19 protein-coding genes are annotated in these 18,107 nt (G+C 41.8%); 8 read left to right on the top strand and 11 right to left on the bottom strand.

Translation table 11 applies throughout. From position 1 onward, the window contains the following. The first annotated feature begins 141 nt into the window (after positions 1–141). On the top strand, positions 142–1,248 hold the full coding sequence (gene tnpB / locus ACGTN9_RS18125) for an IS200/IS605 family element RNA-guided endonuclease TnpB (protein ID WP_499595588.1): 1,107 nt from the start codon (positions 142–144) through the stop codon (positions 1,246–1,248). A 133-nt stretch (positions 1,249–1,381) separates the two neighbouring features. Here the strand turns inward: tnpB and ACGTN9_RS18130 are convergent, their stop codons facing one another. Continuing rightward, positions 1,382–1,804 carry a DUF4064 domain-containing protein gene (locus tag ACGTN9_RS18130; protein WP_499595472.1) on the bottom strand — a complete coding sequence of 141 codons (423 nt, stop codon included), beginning with the start codon at positions 1,802–1,804 and terminating at the stop codon, positions 1,382–1,384. Positions 1,805–1,962: 158 nt separating this feature from the next. Beyond that, on the bottom strand, positions 1,963–3,810 hold the full coding sequence (typA, locus tag ACGTN9_RS18135; RefSeq protein ID WP_499595475.1) for a translational GTPase TypA: 1,848 nt from the start codon (positions 3,808–3,810) through the stop codon (positions 1,963–1,965). 243 nt (positions 3,811–4,053) lie between these two features. Between typA and ACGTN9_RS18140 the strand changes: the two genes are divergently transcribed. The 3 genes from ACGTN9_RS18140 (at position 4,054) to ACGTN9_RS18150 (ending at position 6,116) form a co-directional block, all read left to right on the top strand. After that, entirely contained in the window at positions 4,054–4,887 is an 834-nt protein-coding gene (locus ACGTN9_RS18140; RefSeq protein ID WP_499595477.1) for a sensor histidine kinase, read from the top strand. Between the two features lie 2 nt (positions 4,888–4,889). Continuing rightward, positions 4,890–5,522 carry a response regulator gene (locus ACGTN9_RS18145; protein WP_499595591.1) on the top strand — a complete coding sequence of 211 codons (633 nt, stop codon included), beginning with the start codon at positions 4,890–4,892 and terminating at the stop codon, positions 5,520–5,522. Between the two features lie 114 nt (positions 5,523–5,636). Next, a complete protein-coding gene (locus ACGTN9_RS18150) occupies positions 5,637–6,116 on the top strand; it encodes a FixH family protein (RefSeq protein WP_499595480.1) in 480 nt (159 codons plus the stop codon). Between the two features lie 197 nt (positions 6,117–6,313). On the opposite strand, the gene ACGTN9_RS18155 is transcribed toward ACGTN9_RS18150, so the two are convergent. From ACGTN9_RS18155 to ACGTN9_RS18165, 3 genes are all read right to left on the bottom strand, one after another. Further along, positions 6,314–6,610, bottom strand: coding sequence for a 4a-hydroxytetrahydrobiopterin dehydratase (locus ACGTN9_RS18155; RefSeq protein WP_499595482.1), 297 nt, complete (start codon positions 6,608–6,610; stop codon positions 6,314–6,316). Positions 6,611–6,635: 25 nt separating this feature from the next. Then, on the bottom strand, positions 6,636–8,426 hold the full coding sequence (locus ACGTN9_RS18160) for a M3 family oligoendopeptidase (protein ID WP_499595485.1): 1,791 nt from the start codon (positions 8,424–8,426) through the stop codon (positions 6,636–6,638). Between the two features lie 121 nt (positions 8,427–8,547). Further along, the gene (locus tag ACGTN9_RS18165) at positions 8,548–8,763 is read right to left on the bottom strand and encodes a hypothetical protein (protein WP_499595488.1); all 216 of its coding nucleotides are present in this window, start codon (positions 8,761–8,763) and stop codon (positions 8,548–8,550) included. Positions 8,764–9,091: 328 nt separating this feature from the next. Between ACGTN9_RS18165 and ACGTN9_RS18170 the strand changes: the two genes are divergently transcribed. Together ACGTN9_RS18170 and ACGTN9_RS18175 are read left to right on the top strand one after the other, a co-directional pair. After that, positions 9,092–10,036: an LLM class oxidoreductase gene (locus ACGTN9_RS18170; RefSeq protein WP_499595490.1), complete on the top strand. Its 945-nt coding sequence runs from the start codon at positions 9,092–9,094 to the stop codon at positions 10,034–10,036. A 20-nt stretch (positions 10,037–10,056) separates the two neighbouring features. Then, a complete protein-coding gene (locus ACGTN9_RS18175) occupies positions 10,057–10,770 on the top strand; it encodes a DUF5694 domain-containing protein (RefSeq protein WP_499595493.1) in 714 nt (237 codons plus the stop codon). A 39-nt stretch (positions 10,771–10,809) separates the two neighbouring features. On the opposite strand, the gene ACGTN9_RS18180 is transcribed toward ACGTN9_RS18175, so the two are convergent. Continuing rightward, positions 10,810–12,423, bottom strand: a complete 1,614-nt coding sequence (locus ACGTN9_RS18180) for a BCCT family transporter (protein WP_499595496.1) — start codon at positions 12,421–12,423, stop codon at positions 10,810–10,812. Positions 12,424–12,975: 552 nt separating this feature from the next. On the opposite strand from ACGTN9_RS18180, the gene ACGTN9_RS18185 reads away from it, so the two are divergent. After that, entirely contained in the window at positions 12,976–13,245 is a 270-nt protein-coding gene (locus ACGTN9_RS18185; protein WP_499595500.1) for a hypothetical protein, read from the top strand. Positions 13,246–13,266: 21 nt separating this feature from the next. Here the strand turns inward: ACGTN9_RS18185 and ACGTN9_RS18190 are convergent, their stop codons facing one another. Continuing rightward, positions 13,267–13,521, bottom strand: a complete 255-nt coding sequence (locus ACGTN9_RS18190) for a hypothetical protein (RefSeq protein ID WP_499595502.1) — start codon at positions 13,519–13,521, stop codon at positions 13,267–13,269. A gap of 156 nt (positions 13,522–13,677) precedes the next feature. On the opposite strand from ACGTN9_RS18190, the gene ACGTN9_RS18195 reads away from it, so the two are divergent. Beyond that, positions 13,678–14,580, top strand: a complete 903-nt coding sequence (locus ACGTN9_RS18195) for an acetamidase/formamidase family protein (RefSeq protein ID WP_499595505.1) — start codon at positions 13,678–13,680, stop codon at positions 14,578–14,580. 34 nt (positions 14,581–14,614) lie between these two features. Here the strand turns inward: ACGTN9_RS18195 and ACGTN9_RS18200 are convergent, their stop codons facing one another. From ACGTN9_RS18200 to mbcS, 4 genes are all read right to left on the bottom strand, one after another. After that, positions 14,615–15,037, bottom strand: coding sequence for a hypothetical protein (locus tag ACGTN9_RS18200; protein WP_499595508.1), 423 nt, complete (start codon positions 15,035–15,037; stop codon positions 14,615–14,617). A 186-nt stretch (positions 15,038–15,223) separates the two neighbouring features. Further along, the gene (locus ACGTN9_RS18205; RefSeq protein ID WP_499595512.1) at positions 15,224–15,652 is read right to left on the bottom strand and encodes a GNAT family N-acetyltransferase; all 429 of its coding nucleotides are present in this window, start codon (positions 15,650–15,652) and stop codon (positions 15,224–15,226) included. Between the two features lie 60 nt (positions 15,653–15,712). Next, complete coding sequence (locus ACGTN9_RS18210) at positions 15,713–15,847, bottom strand: hypothetical protein (RefSeq protein ID WP_499595515.1); 135 nt, start codon at positions 15,845–15,847, stop codon at positions 15,713–15,715. A gap of 125 nt (positions 15,848–15,972) precedes the next feature. Further along, positions 15,973–17,553 (bottom strand): acyl-CoA synthetase MbcS, encoded by a 1,581-nt coding sequence (mbcS, locus tag ACGTN9_RS18215; RefSeq protein ID WP_499595518.1) that lies wholly within the window; start codon positions 17,551–17,553, stop codon positions 15,973–15,975. Positions 17,554–18,107: the final 554 nt, after the last annotated feature.

An 18,107-nucleotide genomic window follows, 5' to 3' on the forward strand; every position in this document is an offset into this window, starting at 1 on the left:
AAACGCGGAGCGTTTAGGTGGGGGATGAATGCCGGGTTTTCACTTCGGGCGATAAAATAGATAAGAACTCGTGTTCGTAATATTTTAACAGATGCTGTATAATATAGGTATCTAAATACCTGTAAAGGAGTGAGCAACCGAATGGAGGTGAAGAAAGCTTATAAGTTTCGTATCTACCCAAATCAAACGCAAACCCAACTTTTCGAACAAACCTTCGGTTGTTCACGATTCTTGTATAACCGGGCACTCTATGAAACAAAAGAAGCAGGTACTAAGTTCCGTAAGACTCCAGTAATCACAGAAATACCTAAACTCAAAAAAGCTTTTACGTGGCTGAAAGCTGTTGATAGCATCGCCCTCCAGGCATCCATCGAAAACTTAGACGACGCATTCATAAGGTTCTACCGCAAACAAACGAAATTCCCGCGCTTTAAGTCTAAGAAAAACCTGGTGAAGAGTTATACAACAAAAGCAGTCAACGGAAACATTAAGCTGGAAAACAATAAAATCAAGCTACCGAAGGTAGGCTGGATCCGTTATGCCAAAAGCCGTGAAGTTAAAGGAACTATTAAGCGTGTCACCGTGCGCAAAAATGCGGCGGGTAAGTATTTTGTATCTATTCTAGCTGTCGTGGAACACAACTATAACCGTAACCATACTAACGAAACGGTCGGTTTGGATCTCGGATTAACAGATTTCCTCATCACGAACGAGGGTTCGAAAATCAAGAACCCTCGTCATCAAAAGAAGTATGAACAAAAATTACAACACGCGCAGCGTACCCTGTCCCGAAGAACTAATGGTTCTTCGAATTGGCACAAACAAAAAAATAAAGTAGCTCGCATCCATGAAAAGATCGTTAATGCCCGCCGGGATTTTCAGCATAAATTATCCCGCCAACTAGTGGACCAATTCGATGTCATCGGCATCGAAAGCTTAAGTGTGGCCAAAATGCTGAAAAACTCGGATCGAGCCAAGTCCATATCCGATGCCTCCTGGAGTGAGTTCATAACAATGATTAAGTACAAAGCAGAATGGTATGGATCCGCCATTGTTGAGGTTGGAAAATTGTTCCCGTCTACACAGTTGTGTTCTGTCTGCGGCCACAAGGAAAAGAGCGTCAAAGATGATACCGTTCGTGTGTGGATATGTCCTAATTGTCATACGAATCATGATCGGGATATCAACGCTGCTTGTAATATAAAAAAAGAGGCGGAACGCCTCTTGACAAAATCTAAAAGTGCGTAAGCGCGCCAACCGTCGGGACGACGGGGGTAGCCTGTGTCGATTACTGTCCAACAGGACGGTCAACCCAGGAATCCCCCACTTCAAATTTCGGAGAAATTAAGTGGGGGTAGTTCAACACAAATCACAGTAATTATCATACCGGTTTGGGTTTACGGACAATACCCATTATCCCAGCTACAATATAGAACAAGCCGGCCACCACCCCGACACCGACCGTTATTACCGTTGCGATGACTGCTGTGACAATCAGTACTATACCGGCAAGTTTCGGCTTTTTATTCCCCTTGATCAAATAAATGGCTACTATCCCGATCAATAAGGCAACTATACCGGTAACAATAATGATCATCGCTCCATCTGCGATTCCTTCTATCATCTGATCTATATTGATTTCCTCCAGATTTGCCTCTGGGTCTTGTTGTATCGTACCTTCCAGACTTTCCCGGAATTCGGGGTTGTCTTTTGCATTTACAACAATGCTCAGCATACCGGCAATCAATCCGTAAAGAACGACTCCAATTACTGTGAGGACGATTTCAGCTGTACGTTTCATCATTCGTTCTTCTCCCCTCTATTAAATCTTTCATAGCGAATTCGATCTTACTAAACAGAGTAACATATCAGTCCGTAATTCTTTTATCAGAAAGGCTGACTGAATCATAATAAATAGAAAAAGCCCAGCCGACTGAACAATTCAGCGGGCTGGGCTTTTGTTTACTTTTCAACATTTTGAAGTTTCTTCTTCTTCGCTTCTTTTTCACGTTCGTTCTTGTTCAAGATCTTTTTACGGATCCGGATGGATTCTGGCGTAACTTCACAGTATTCGTCATCATCCAGGTATTCGATCGCTTCTTCAAGCGTTAGCTTACGTGTCTTTTTAATAGTATTCGTTGTATCTTTGTTGGCGGAACGGATATTGGTCAAATGCTTTTCTTTCGTAATATTAACCGTCAAGTCATTATCACGGTTATGCTCTCCGACTACCATCCCTTCATAAACCTCTGTACCTGGCTCGACAAAAATCGTACCACGATCTTCGAGGTTCATAATACCATACGTAGATGCTTTTCCTTTATCGAGAGAGACAAGTACACCTTGACGACGGCCGCCTACTTGCCCCTGGACAAGTGGCGCATAGCCATCAAACGTATGATTCAGGATTCCATAGCCACGAGTCTGGGATAAGAACTCAGTCGTGTATCCGATCAAGCCACGGGATGGCACTAAGAATTCCAAGCGGACTTGCCCGTTGCCATCATTGACCATGTCTTGCATTTCACCTTTACGATAACCAATGGATTCCATAACAGCACCCTGGTAGTCTTCTGGCACGTCAATCTGAACACGTTCAACCGGCTCACAAGTAACGCCATCGACTTCTTTCAGGATAACTTTTGGTTTGGACAGCTGCAATTCAAACCCTTCACGGCGCATGTTTTCTACTAAAATAGAAAGGTGAAGCTCGCCACGGCCTGAGACTGTCCAGACATCTGGAGATTCGGTTGGTGTTACACGCAAACTGACATCTGTCTCTAACTGTGTCATCAAACGCTCTTCGATTTGACGGGAAGTTACATACTTACCTTCGCGTCCGGCAAAAGGACTGTTGTTGACAAGGAAAGTCATTTCAAGTGTCGGTTCATCAATTCGAGGAATTTCCATTGCCTCTTGATGATCAGGAGGACAAATGGTTTCTCCCACGTTGATGTCTTCCATACCAGAAATCGCGACAATGTCTCCTGCCTGTGCTTCCTGGATTTCAATACGCTTCAAACCTATGAAACCAAACAGTTTCGTCACGCGGAAATTTTTGACAGATCCATCTTTTTTCATCAATACGACCGACTGTCCAACTTTGATGCTGCCGCGGAAAATACGACCAATACCAATACGTCCGACGTAGTCATTATAATCAAGCAAAGTCACCTGGAATTGTAATGGCTCATCTGAATTCTCAACCGGTGCCGGAATATTATCCATAATGGTTGTGAACACAGGGTCCATGGTTTCTTTCTGGGTATCCAGCTCAGGTTCTTCACTGGAAGTACCATTCAAGGCAGATGCGTAAACAACCGGGAATTCCAATTGATCTTCATCGGCGCCAAGTTCAATGAAAAGATCCAGGACTTCATCTACGACTTCATCAGGGCGGGCACTCGGGCGGTCGATTTTATTCAACACGACTACAGGAGTCAATTTTTGTTCCAAAGCTTTCTTCAATACAAAGCGTGTCTGCGGCATACACCCTTCATAAGCATCCACGACAAGTAAAACTCCGTCGACCATTTTCATGATCCGTTCTACTTCGCCGCCAAAGTCAGCGTGACCTGGTGTATCCATAATATTAATACGAGTATCGTTATAATTAATCGCGGTGTTTTTAGCTAAAATAGTAATACCGCGTTCTCTCTCTAAATCGTTGGAATCCATTGCGCGTTCGTCCACTTGCTCATTATCACGGAATGTACCGGAATAGCGTAGCAGCTGATCCACTAAAGTAGTTTTACCGTGGTCAACGTGGGCAATGATCGCGACGTTGCGAATATCGTTTCTGTGTTGCATGTTGCACACACTCCTCTTTAACATTTAGAAAAACCTGGCTTGTCGCCAGGTCCTTATAGCGAAAGTCATAGTCTTTCTTTACATGAATCCTTTTATTTAAGTTAAATCTACTTAAAATACAAAAATTATTCAACTTGTCTATTATAACACACTAACCACTATGATAATACACCTATCTTATATTTTGCTATTATCTCCATTCGCAGTACAATTAAAACAACTAAATCAAAGCAGGTGTTGTATATGTTATCTTACACACAAATCAAATGGCTGATTCTACTTGTCCCAGCAGTAGCAATTGGTTTATGGGAATATATACGTCATGAATTTTTACTTCCTTACCTCTCTATGAACGCAGGTAATATCCTCTCCCCTTTCATAGTGCTGGCAATTATCCTGCTTGTAAACAGGCGACTTTTCCATGTTCTCGAGAGACATCAGGAAGAACTGGAAGAAGAAAAAATGAAACAGGCTGTCATGGAAGAGAGACAGGCGATTTCACGGGAACTTCATGACTCGATATCACAATCTTTATTTTTACTGGGAGTCAAAATAAATAAATTACGTAATCGGGAAGATAATGAAGAAAAACAGTGGCAGCAAATCGATAACACCATTATGAGCATTCAAAAAAATGTCCGGGAATCCATAAAACAATTAAGAAAACATGAGCCTGTCATCCAGAAATGGGATGCTGCTCTGGAAGAATTGATAGAGCACGTAAAGGAAACTCTTCCCACAGTCCGTATCGAAAACGATTGGAACTTGAACGATGAGATTTGGAATATGGAAGAAAAGGTTCAGGCTTACTTCATACTCAGAGAGGCATTAACCAATATCATCAAACACGCCAGCCGGGTTAAGCAGGTGGGGCTTTACAGTACAAATACAGACAAGGGATGGGAATTTCAAGTAACTGATGACGGGGACCCTTGTGAAATAGATACACCAAAAACATCCCATTATGGAATGGAAATGATGAGGGATCGGGCAAATAAAATGGGCTGGGAATTTTCTTATGAACGGGTACAAAACAAAACGATCGTCTCTGTCCGTTACAAAGGGGGAAACATTTGACTATGTATCATGTTGTGATTGCAGATGACCATGAGGACGCACGGGAGGGTATCCGGGAAATATTAAGCACCCTACACAACTATCAAATCGCCGGAGAAGCTGTAGACGGAGAAGAAGCTGTTAAGATGGCAACAGAACTGCAACCAGACCTAATCTTGATGGATATCCAGATGCCTAAGCTGGATGGACTGCAAGCAACAAAGGCTATTAAAGACCAGTGGCCGCATATCAAAATCATCATTCTTACGGTCTCGGACGACAGCATGCATCTCTTCGAAGCCTTGCGCGAAGGTGCTCAAGGCTATCTTTTGAAAAATGTGAAACCTACCGATTGGGGCAGCTATATTAATGCTGTCATGAACGAAACAGACAGCTTATCGAAAACCCTTGTGAATGAAACACTCCAAACCTTAGTTGAAAATAAGCAGACGACTAATCGTCCTCCTTTAACAGATCGTGAGATAGAGATCATGACGCTGGCAGTTGCGGGTGCCAAAAACAAAGAAATATCCCGGCAATTGCACATCTCGGAAAACACAGTTAAAAACCACCTAAAAAGCATGCTGAGGAAGCTCGGCATCAAAAACCGGGTGGAATTGACCCGGATGGCTTACGAGAATGGTTGGATAAAGTAAACCGATTGTCACAAAGTTGGCACAAGGATAGCCCGACAGGGTCATAGTTTTTCCAAAAATGACGTGTTAAGCTATATGAGAATGTAATTATTTTCAAATAAGGGAGCCATCACGATGAAAAAAACACTTATTTATTTAGGTCTATTCATCACTGCTATCGTTCTTAGTGCATGTGGCGGAGATCAATCGGGAAGTGCTGAAGAAGACGGCATGGAACCGATGCTTGCGACCAAAGTCGTCATGCCTGAAGATATCCAGCCAAACGAAGAAGTCACTTTCCAGGCTAAAGTAACTCAAGGAGAAGAAACAGTAGAGGATGCAGACTATGTAAAATTTGAATTCTGGGCCGAAGGGGCGTCAGATGAAGATCACGAAAAAGTAGAAGCAGAACATAAAGGCGACGGTGTCTATGAAGTCTCCTATACCTTTGAAGAAGAAGGGGCTTACTATCTTTTCGCCCACACGCAAGCACGTGACATGCATGTCATGCCTAAGAAGAAGTTTCCTGTCGGGGATGTAGAAATCACCAAAGACACAGAAGAAGAAGCTGATATGAGCGGCGATGATATGGAAGGTAACGACGACAGCCATTAACCGCTCACCTACTGACTAAAAACAGAGAGAAAAAAACGACGACGATGAATATAAAAATATATTAGAAAAACTTGGCTTGTCGCCAAGAACTTATGGCGAAAGGCTTAGTATTTTCTTATACTTTAACCCTTTAAAAAAGTTAAACTCTCTTAAAGTGCAAAAAAAGCAGACCGGAATCAGGTCTGCTTTTTTTGCAGCTATTCTTTTATCTTTTCATACATCCGATCATATTCTTCAGCACTTCTGATATCAAGTTCCGTAAGTCCTTTAGCATTCCAGGATGTCAGTTTCATGGTAACTACTTTATAATCAATATGAATCAAAGGGTGATGTTGTATTTCCTCGGCATACTCCGCTACTTGCTCGACAAAATGTATGCCTGACAAGTACCGTTTGAACCGGTAACGCTTCACTATCCATTTCTCGTCTTCCAGCTTCCAACCTTCCAGTTTACTTACTTCTTGTTCCTTCTGATGATCTGAAAGTCTTTCCACTATATATCCTCCTTTTAAAAGGTGATTAGTTTGAAGCGGCAGCTCCAGTCAAGCTGAGAAACTCCTCTACATCAGCGATACATAACTGCAGCGCATCTTCCCAGAACGCTTCATCTTCCAAGTCTACTCCTAAGTGTTTTAAAGCCAGGTCTTCCACTCGCATTTTACCGGTGTCCTGGAGCAGTGAAATATACTTATCTTCAAAACCTTCGCCTTCTTTTATTGCTTTCGCATAAATACCCAGGCTAAACAAATATCCAAATGTATACGGAAAATTATAGAATGGTACGCCAGTAATATGAAAATGAAGCTTGGATGCCCAAAAATAGGGGTCATACTCACCGAGCGCTTCTTGGTAAGCCTCCTTTTGAGCATCGACCATCAGTTCATTCAACCGGTCGGTTGGAACCATTCCTTGCTTCCTTTCTTCATAAAAACGAGTCTCAAATATAAACCTTGCATGGATATTCATAAAGAATGCGACACTGCGCTGCACTTTATCTTCGAGTAAAGCCAGTTTTTCCGCTTTCGTCTTAGCATTCTTCACGGCAGCATCAGCAACGATCATTTCCGCAAACGTAGAGGCGGTTTCAGCTACATTCATTGCATATCCCTGATTCAATATTGGGAGATCGTTCATGACATGCTGATGATAGGCATGGCCAAGTTCATGAGCTAGTGTGGCTACATTAGAGGCTGTGCCAGAATAAGTCATAAAAATCCTTGTCTGTTTACTGTCCGGAAAACTGGTACAAAAACCTCCCGGACGTTTCCCGGAACGATCTTCCGCTTCAATCCACCTGTTTTCAAAAGCCATTTTAGCAAAATCGGCCATTTTCGGGCTGAACTTGCGAAACTGTTCCAGAATAAATGCCGCTCCTTCATCGTAAGACATCGTTTGTTCAGTTTCCCCAATTGGAGCCCCGATATCATACATACTCAACTTATCAAGTCCCAATAAATCCGCTTTCCGCTGAAGGTAAGTTTTATAAAAACCTTTATGTGTAGTAATCGCTGTCCACATGGCATCAAGTGTTTTTCTACTCATGCGATTGAAGTCGAGCGGTTCTTTCAATACATCATCCCAGCCACGGTGTTTGTACGTCTGCAGTCGAAAACCAGCTAAATGATTGATTGTCTCTGTAAATAAATCACTTTGCCCCTTCCATGCTTCCTTAAGCTTACCTGCCACTTCCTTCCTCACTTCACGACTGGATGAACTCAATTTATTCGAAGCCTGCCCTACCGATAATTCCCTTCCTTGAAAATATATCGTCATTTTTCCTACCATACTGTTATACATTTGCCCCCAGGCATGATAGCCATCCACACTCAAATCATTGATCAATGATTCTTGCTCCAGAGGGAGTTTCTCTTGGGCTCGGCTGCGACGCTCATCCAATACGAATGCGATTGGTGCGACCCTTTCCTGTTGTAATAACCAGCTCCAACTGTCTTCGTCCACCTGGATCAACTTCTGGTCCAACTTTGTGAGAATGTTACCATATTGAGCTCCAAGTTGACTCCTTTTTGCAAGCCACTCCTTAGCTTTAGCGTCCTTCACATTTTGCGCAGTCAAGCAGCTGACAAATGCACCGATTTCTCTGATTCTCTTGGTGACGCTTTGTAATACATCAACTACCTCCATCAAAGTTCCTGTACCTGATTGGTAGCTTGGCAATTGGAAGTCAGCAACTACTCTTTCCAGTCGCTCCATTAAACGCTCTGTTTCTTGCACATAATTTTTAAGTTCCTTCGACTCGCTTCCATTTGGGAATATGCTGTCGAGATCCCAGCTCTGGTTATATGTATTCATTACAGGAGCCCTCCTTTTATCCTTGATACGACTTCCATTATATAGAAATTTCTGAAAATTTTCTACTACGTAATCACTTAACAAAATAAAAAACCCATGTTCTATAATCATTAACATAGGTTTACATGGTTGCTATATTTTTTTCTACGAGAGGTTCAGTTTCAATCGTTTCGATAGTAAAATGATATTTTCCTTGCATATAGCCCGAGTCTTTCAATGAAGCAATAAAGCGCTCCGCTTCTGTCTTTGTTTCGAAACATAAATCCACCTTGTTTTCACTACACAAAAAGTTAATCTCTGTTTTTTTATTGAACCATGCAACTACCTTATAGCTCACTTATATTCCCCCTCCACACTCTAAAATAGTGAAACTGTTCCTAAACTTGTTTCTACAACGGGAGGTCTTAACAATGTAGTGAATGCAAATGTTTAAATTATATTTCTATTTTTTTATTCATTATGTATATTTTAACATTATGCGACTTCCTTTTTATCCTTTTTAACAAAGAACAGGTGATAAGCCTTATTTAATATAACGAATTTTTCAGATTATTGTAATATAGATAGGTATTAAGGTTCAGATAATAATGATTGAAGCAAATTTTTTGTAGCTTAAAAATGTTTGCTTCATACTAAAATGACTAATTCCTAGGAGTTTGATGATAATGAAAAACCATACAGGCTTTCAAAAAATGGTCAAGCCCGGCTACCTTTCTTTTGGCTTGTCCATTCCTATTGAGAATTATGGCAAAAAGTCACCTGCTATGAATGATCAAATTGAGATGGCACAGCTTGCTGAACAAAAAGGCTTTACAAGCTTATGGCTGCAGGATGTCGTTTTAGAGGACCCTACCTTTGAAGACCCTGCGACTGGTCAGATATTCGATAGCTTTATTTACCTCACTTACCTGGCTAGTCATACTAAGTCCATCAATTTAGGCACTGCTGCAACCGTATTTTCTTTACGCCACCCGCTACGTACCGCTAAAGAAGCGGCCAGCATCGAACGTTTATTTCCAGAGCGCTTGATGCTCGGTGTCTCATCAGGAGACAGGAGGAAAGACTTTTCAGGATTGAATATTCCAATTATGGAGCGCGGCGAGTGGTTCCGGAATGCCTTTCACTATTTCCAGGAGATTCTTTATGAGGAATTCCCAACGATCGATTCACCGTTTGGCAAAGTAGATAAAGCTAACCTTGTTCCAAAACCCACAAAAGAAATTCCTCTCTTCCTTACGGGGTATGCCCAGCAAACCCTCGATTGGGTAGCCCGGCATGGACATGGATGGATGTTCTATCCACAGCGCCCTGAGCAGCAGCAGGAAACTGTCGCTAAGTATCGCGAACTTGTGGATAGCTATTCACCGGGAGATTTCCGAGCGTTTCTTATGCCGCTTCCGCTCGACTTGGTGGAAGACCCCGATCATCCATATGAAAAAATTCCAGCTGGCTACCGAACCGGACGGAACAACCTCCTGGAGATTTTGGCGAAATATCAAGATGCAGGTGTTAACCACATTTTCTTTAATTTGGCTCAAAGCAAGCGCCCGGCCAAAGAAGTAGTAGAAGAACTAGGAGAATATGTACTTCCTCAGTTCCAGTGGGAGTAAATGAAAGGAGGCAAACCGAAATGGGTACAAAACCACAGCTTCTTATGTTAGGAACATTTCATTTAGAGATGAACCCTGAACTGGTAAACCACCATCACAAACAAATAAGCAGTATTGCACAATCGCTTAAAGCTTTTGCACCTACAAAAATAGCAGTAGAAAAAACATTTCTGCTTGAAAATGAACTCAACCGAAAACTGGAAGCGTACAAAAGCGGCAATTTCAAACTTGGATATGATATAGTCGATCAACTCGGCTATCGCCTTGCTGAACAACTTGGCTTGGAGGAGGTTGTGCCGGTGGATGAAGATGTGAACATGAACGCTCCTGCGCTGAACCAGGTATTCGAATGGGCAGAGAATTATCAGCCAGGATTACTTCAGGAGATCGTAGAAATCCAACAGCAATTAGTTGCATGCGCCCCCGACGATAATCCTCCATTAACCCAGCTTCAGGCAATCAACAGCCCTGAGTACCGGAAATTGATAGGAAAATTATACATGAAACTTGCTTTGGTTGGTGACCCTCAGCATCAAGTAGGCGCAGCGTGGCTCAAACAGTGGCATCATAGAGACTTAGCCATTTTTGCCAATGTTAGCCGTCAAGCAGCCCAAAGCGACCGTATATTGCTTATGATTGGAAAAGACCACCTTCCACTTCTATCTCACTTTTTCGATGCCAGCGGAGAATTCGATATCGTTCCTGCACTTGATTACTTTCCCCAGGAGAAATAACAAAACCTCCACTTTTTTCCTAAGTGGAGGTTTTATAGATTATTGTTCCGGTGGCCTTTGCTGGTTTCGTTTTCTTCTTAATCTTTCAAGAATTTTTTTGCGATTGATGTGAATGGTTTTAGGTTCATATCCTTCACTGGCCCGTATGTCTTCATTGGAGGCTTTCATAAACGATAAAGCCAGCATGAACATGATAAAAATCAATGGAAAACCACCAACAATACTCGCTGTTTGTAAGGTACCCAGTCCACCAAGGAACATCAGTGCTAATGGCAGCAGACATAAAGCAAATGCCCAAAACAATCGGTTCCAACGCAACGGTTCATTTTCTACTTCTTTTTGAACTACTGCAGATAAAATATAGGAACTGGAATCAAAGGTCGTGGCAAGGAAAATAATCGCCAGTACAGTAAATATCAATACCATGAACTTGGCAAGTGGCAGCTGTCCGATAATAGCTATTATCGCAGCCGGAGCACCGTATTCGTTCATATAACCAATGGCATCAAAGCTGCCTGTCATCTGCAAGTACAACCCGAAGTTCCCCATGATTCCAAAGAAGAGAATACAACCAAGGGTCCCATACACCATGGTTCCAAGCACCATTTGGCGAATGGTACGTCCTCTGGAAATACGCGCAACGAACAAACCGACAAACGGAGCATAAACGAGCCACCAGGCCCAGTAGAATATCGTCCAGCCTTCAGGAAATCCTGTTTCTTCAAATGCTCCTATATCACCAAACGGTTCGGTCCATGTCGCCATTTTAAAGAAGTTATCCATTAGGATTCCGACACTGTTGGTGGTTGTCTCTGTCAAAAAGCGAGTCGGACCGAACAAGAAAATGAATCCTAGTAAGAATAGTGCCAGCCATAAGTTGATATCGCTTAGCAGCTTGATTCCTTTTTTCAACCCGGAATAAGCACTGAAAGCAAATATTGCCGTACATAATAACAAAATGAAGGTTTGCATCGTCAAATCTGCTTCCAGACCAGTCAATTCACTGATACCTTCAGCAATCATAGGAGTACCAAGTGCAAGGGTGGTTCCTGCCCCTCCCATCAAACCGAACATGAATAGAATATCAATGATATGGCCGACTGGACCATCTACAATCCGCCCTAACAAAGGACGACATGCCTCACTGATTTTCAATACTGGTTTCTTACGAACATAATAGAAATACGCAATCGGCAATGCTGGGAGTGTATAAATCGCCCATGCAATCGGTCCCCAATGGAAAATACCATAAGCTGTCGACCATTGGATCGCTTCTTTCGATTCCGGTTCAATGCCGAAAGGAGGGCCTTGATAGTAATAAGCCCATTCGATTACAGCCCAATATAGAATACTCGAACCAATCCCGGCAGCAAATAACATTGCCGCCCAGGAGAATGAATTGAATTCAGGCTTTTCTCCTTCATCTCCTAATAAAATGTGTCCATTTTCACTAAATGCCACAAAAATCAAAAATGCAAATACTAATAAACCCATGATTAAGTATAATACCCCAAAGTTAGAGGTCATGAATGTATTGGCCTGATTGACGACCTCCACACCAGCCTCAGGGAAGATGATAAGTGGCACAACAACCCCAAGCAATAAGATAAATGCCCCTATAAACGTGGGCCAATCAATTAATTTTGTATTCATTTGAAACTTTCCTTTCATAATTTGTTATTATTACTGCAACAACACTAGGAAAACTGTTTAAGAATAATTAATTTGAGAGGAAGACATTTTTTTAGAACTCCCGCATCTTGTTACACAACCAAGGAGTAACTTATCAAAAATGAAATACATCGACAAACCTTTAAAAATCACTTATAGCACCATTCCGTGTAAATAAACCGCAATAAGTCTATTTATGTCGAATATACACTGTTTTTGTCGATAATTGTGGCCCAGGCGCCGGAGTATATGATCTCGACAGCCCTGCTATTAAGTTTGCTCTATTTCCTTCCTTTTATTAATCATTTGATTAAGGTGTGATATATGAGGTGGAAATGAAGAACCTGTTGGAAATGCGTAAAAAACATACGGGGCAGTTTAAGGGACGTTCAATACTACGGTGACAATTATGAGTGAGTTGACGAGAAGAAAACCTTATCGAATTACCATATGAACTTAGGGTAGGCTTTCGGGTTTGGCACAGCCAGCAGCCTGCTTGCCGTACTGCTACTATGAGGAGAGGATGTGAAGGTTATGCGTAAATGGAGAAACTGGGATGAATGGTTCAATCCCCTGTATTTCCCACTAATAACAGCTATTCCAATTGAAATATGGCTGTTGAGTCTGATTCAGAGAAAAGCCTGGAGTACAGTAGAACTGACCACTTTTATCATTGCGGCCCTGTTTCTAGTATTTGCCGGGATCGTAGAAATGAGTGCGGAGGAAACAAAACATCGTACGTTCGGACACCTTTACCTGGGAAGTGCTGTGATTTTTGGTGCATTAGGATATCTGTTTTTTTAAAATACAGCGCTTCTCCAGGTCTCAAATGAAAAACAACCAAGGCAAAATCATAGGAATCATTATAATAAGGGTGACCGTTAACCAGGGAATCGAATTTTCTTCCTTCAACTGTTTACGATAGGACATCCCCCATGCCAATAACAGGAGAAGAGTTACAATGATACTCTGTAAGTGAAAGGTATCGTCTTTATTCATCATAAAAATATATAGAACTCCTTCAATGATCAGTAAAATACCGACCAATGAATTGAATATATGGGTGAAACGTCTGCTCACTCTTGTCCACTCCTTGTAAGGTTAAATTCAGTTATATTATATCATTCGCTTAAAACATTATAGAAATACTTTTGCTTTTACAAGGCGGAAAGACTAAAATTGAATATGACAGAAAATTCCCTTAATTATCCACTGTCTTAAAAGGAGGAATTATATATGAGCCGAAACCTCACTTGCCAGTCATCGGTATATTCATTAAGTAAGGATCACTCCCCTGCTATCCACGTACAACCAGGAGAGACGATCACCATTGAGACATATGATTGTTTCCAGAATCAGATTCAATCAGAAAAGACAGAAATAAATGCAATTGATTGGAACCAGATCAATCCGGCTACTGGACCGGTTTATATTGAAGGGGCAGAGCCTGGAGACATATTGAAGGTGAAGATCGATAGACTCGAAATCGGGGAACGCGGTGTTATGGTCACCGGTAAAGACCTCGGTGTCTTAGGCAGGCATTTTGAAGATTTCGATGTCAAAATTATCCCGATTAAGGATAACCGGGCTATTTTTGATGACAAGCTATCATTACCTTTAAATCCTATGATTGGTGTGATAGGAGTGGCACCTGAGAATGAAGAAGTAAACTGTGGAACTCCTGGTGCACATGGTGGAAACATGGATACAAAATTGATTACGGAAGGTGCCGAGTTATACTTCCCTGTCTTCGCACCGGGCGCTTTGTTCGCTACAGGTGACTTCCATGCTGCCATGGGTGACGGGGAAATCAGTGTGTCAGGAATTGAAGTTCCTGGTGAAGTAACCGTAACCTTCGATATCATAAAAAACAAATCGCTTTCTTATCCACTTGTAGCGAATGAAGAAGGTATAGCCTTACTTGTTTCTAAAGAAACATTGGATGATGCGGTCCAAACGGCTGTAGAGCAAATGGCAGAACTGTTACTCCCGCACACCAATTTTACACTTTCACACCTTACCATGCTGATGAGCGCAGCAGGAGAAGTCCAAGTGAGTCAGGTAGTAGATCCGCTGGTAACAGCTAGATTTTTTGTTCCTGTCCACATTTTAAAGGCGTATGATATTCAATTATTTTAACAACATAAGCCAACTCTGCTTCCTGGGAGTTGGCTTACATATTTAATAAGTTATCTATCCTTTCTGTGCGTTGGTAGGGTTTGGCATCATATTTAAGTATTTCCCAGTGATAGGTGTAAATTAATATTTCAACCAGATTCTCCTGCTTATTTTCCACTGTCAATCCAGCTTCTACTGCCTGAATGTTAGATATACTTCCCTCAGCAGTCTCTGATTTTTTTAACACCGTCAATATTCGTTTAATTTCTTTCTGATCTTCTATGACATAGCCTTCATAATCGCCAGAAATATTATGGAATTTCATTGTCAATGGTCTTTTATAATCCCACCAGTCATGCGGGGTAACCGAGTCTTTTTGGAATGTTAACGGAGTGTATAAATATTGGGTGTCGAGATAAATGTATGCTGCTGTAATGATAACCAGTAACGTGGTAAAAGCTGTTGCTATTCTTTTCAACCAATCTCTCCCTTGTCTATATTTGTCAGAAAAGACACTTAATTGTTATACGTGTATGTCTTCCTATTCGTTTCATACAAAATAAATTTCTTTTAAAAATAAGATTTGAAAAATTCACCCAAAAAAAGCCTATCCACCTCCATCCAGGATAGACTTGCAAAGCGCCCCTATTGAAAAGGAACCTTTTTAATCTAGCGTTTTAGCGAAGCCAGTGGATTTTTTGACAAACCCCATGTGTTCATAGACTCTGTGTGTTTCAGCCCTTTCTGGTCGATTGCCACTATTCAATATCAATGAAGCAGCACCATTGGCTTTTCCCCACTTTTCTGCTTGCTGAAAGAGCTGTTTACCTATCCCTCTTCCTCTATGCTGTTCTTCTACGACGACCGCTACAACTCTTATGTAACTATCATTACCCTCATACCGGATCCCATGAACCATCCCTATCATCCCCAACAAGCGTTCATTCTCTTCATACACATACGTCTGATAATCCGTCTTCATTTTTATTTTCGCAAATCTCACGGCCATTTCCTGTTTAGTAGTGGGGTATCCTAACACTGTCACCAGCCTTGCTAAATCTTTCGCATCTTCTAATTCAGCCTTACGAATCACATTTATCCTCCTCTAAAACAAAAGCCCTCCCCTGGGTAGAGAAAGGCTATGCTTCATTATTCATTTGGATTTTGTTTCTTCAAAACTCTCCCACTTCTCTTGTTTGTCTATTTGTGGGCTTTGGACTTGAAATGGAATTACTGCCAGTGCAATACCTATGACAATTATAAAAGCAATTCTCTTTATCCAGTTCACATTCTGCCCCCTATGCAGATTATTAATCTAAGTTTATCATATCCAAGACTTGGAAATAAGGATAAAGAAGGAATTTTTTAAAAGCAGGTGACATTTGACGGCCACCTGCTTTATCTTGTTGTTGATTATGATTGCTGCTTTTCTTTTTGCCTTAATTCTACTCTTCGGATTTTCCCTGATGTTGTTTTAGGTAATTCCGTGATAAACTCGATTTTTCTAGGATATTTATATGGAGCGGTCAGTTCTTTAACATGATTCTGCAGCTCCTTGGTCAAGGATTCATCCCCATTCACATCTTCCTTCAGAACGATGTACGCCTTGACGATATTGCCACGAACTTCATCCGGGCTTGCCACTACAGCACATTCCTGAACAGCAGGATGCTTCACCAATGCATCTTCTACTTCGAAAGGTCCAATCGTGTAGCCAGAGCTTATAATGATATCATCACTTCTGCCTTCAAACCAGAAATAGCCTTCTTCGTCTTTAGAAGCCTGATCTCCTGTCACATAATAGTCCCCGCGATAAGACATCTTTGTACGTTCCGGGTCCTTGTAATACGCTTTAAACAAAGCGGGTGTTTCTAAATGGACCGCAATATCTCCAACCTCTCCTGGTCCTACCGGTTCTCCCATTTCATCGATGATTTCTACCCGGTTTCCAGGCGTTGGTTTCCCCATAGAGCCTGGTTTGACATCCATGTCCTTCATGACACCGACAAGCAATGTGTTTTCTGTTTGGCCATATCCATCCCGCACAGTGACATTGAAGTGTTTTTGGAAAGTATCGATGACTTCCCTATTCAATGGTTCACCGGCTGATACAGCACTGTGCAATGCAGGTAGATGATAATCACCCAGGTTGTCCACTTTTGCCATTAAACGATATTCAGTCGGCGTACAACAGAGGACATTCACCGTATAGCGTTCTAATATACTTAAATAGGTTTTAGGATCAAATTTACCCTGATAGACAAGTCCGGTTGCTCCAGAACCCAGCACAGATAAAAACGGGCTCCAAATCCACTTCTGCCACCCAGGACCGGCAGTAGCCCATACCTTATCTCCATCTTGAATACTGAGCCAGTTCTCTGCAGCTGTTTTCAAATGAGCGTAACCCCAGCCATGTGTATGGACAACCCCTTTTGGATTGCCGGTGGTTCCGGACGTGTAGGATAAGAAAGCCATATCATCCCGTGTAGTATCAGCCATGTCCAGTTCAGACGATACTTTTTCCCCTTCAAGCAAGTCATCAAGGTACGTCCAGCCTTCCACAGCAGCTCCGATCGTAAACTTTTTGATTGAACTAATTTCTTTAATATCATCAAATTGTCCCGTATATGGGTGAAAACTGACCACACCGCTTACCTCACCATGAGTAATTCGATATTGCAAATCTTTGGTCCGGAGCATTTCAGAGCTTGGTATGACAACCAGTCCTGCTTTTAAAGCGCCGACATATACCTGGTAAGCTTCTATCAGACGAGGGATCATAATTAGAACTTTATCGCCTTTTTTTAAACCTTCTTGTTTGAAAGCGTTACCAATTTTGTTTGCATTTTGCATTAGTTCTGAATATGTAATCTCTTTTTGATTTCCCTGCTCGTCTTCCCACTGCAAAGCTTTGCGATCAGGTTCCTTTGCAAACTTTTCAATTTCATTCACTACGTTATAAGACTCTGGAGCTATCAACGATTCTCTATCCATGGTACATCCCCTTCCCCAAAATAAAGTAACATCATTCACCAGTATTATATCAAACAATTCACAATTGTTGAAATTTAAATATAAAGGGGTTTTCAAGAAAGTTGGACTGGTGTTCGTGGTTGTTTTTCATAAAAGGATTATTTAATTATTGGCCCGAAAAGTCGAAGACTTGATTTCGAGATGTTTTGGGAGTTTAAGGTCGTTGGAGAAGGATTCGCTTTCCAGCTTCATCGCCTAGACACTCGCGACATAAGCAGTCCATTAACGGGAAGAAAGAGCCCTTCCCTTTTGCTGTTCTGCTTATGCGTGTCGTGTCTCCCAAGGCGATTACGCATTCATTTCTTTCCTGCGGGGGAACTGGCGAGCTTCCTCTGGCTATCGCCCTGTGGGATCTCGCCTAGACCCTTCTCCCGCGGGAGTCTCACCCTTTCCCCACGCCCTTTGCCATACAAGATACTCGAAATCGCACTTGGGAAGTCCACCCCTTTTGTGAAGAAAATCCTATTACAATGCTAATTTGAATCTGCTTTCTGTTCCAAAAGTACACTATTCTT

Origin of the sequence: Halobacillus sp. B23F22_5, from assembly GCF_043497085.1 — a bacterium.
Taxonomy (GTDB): domain Bacteria; phylum Bacillota; class Bacilli; order Bacillales; family Halobacillaceae; genus Thalassobacillus.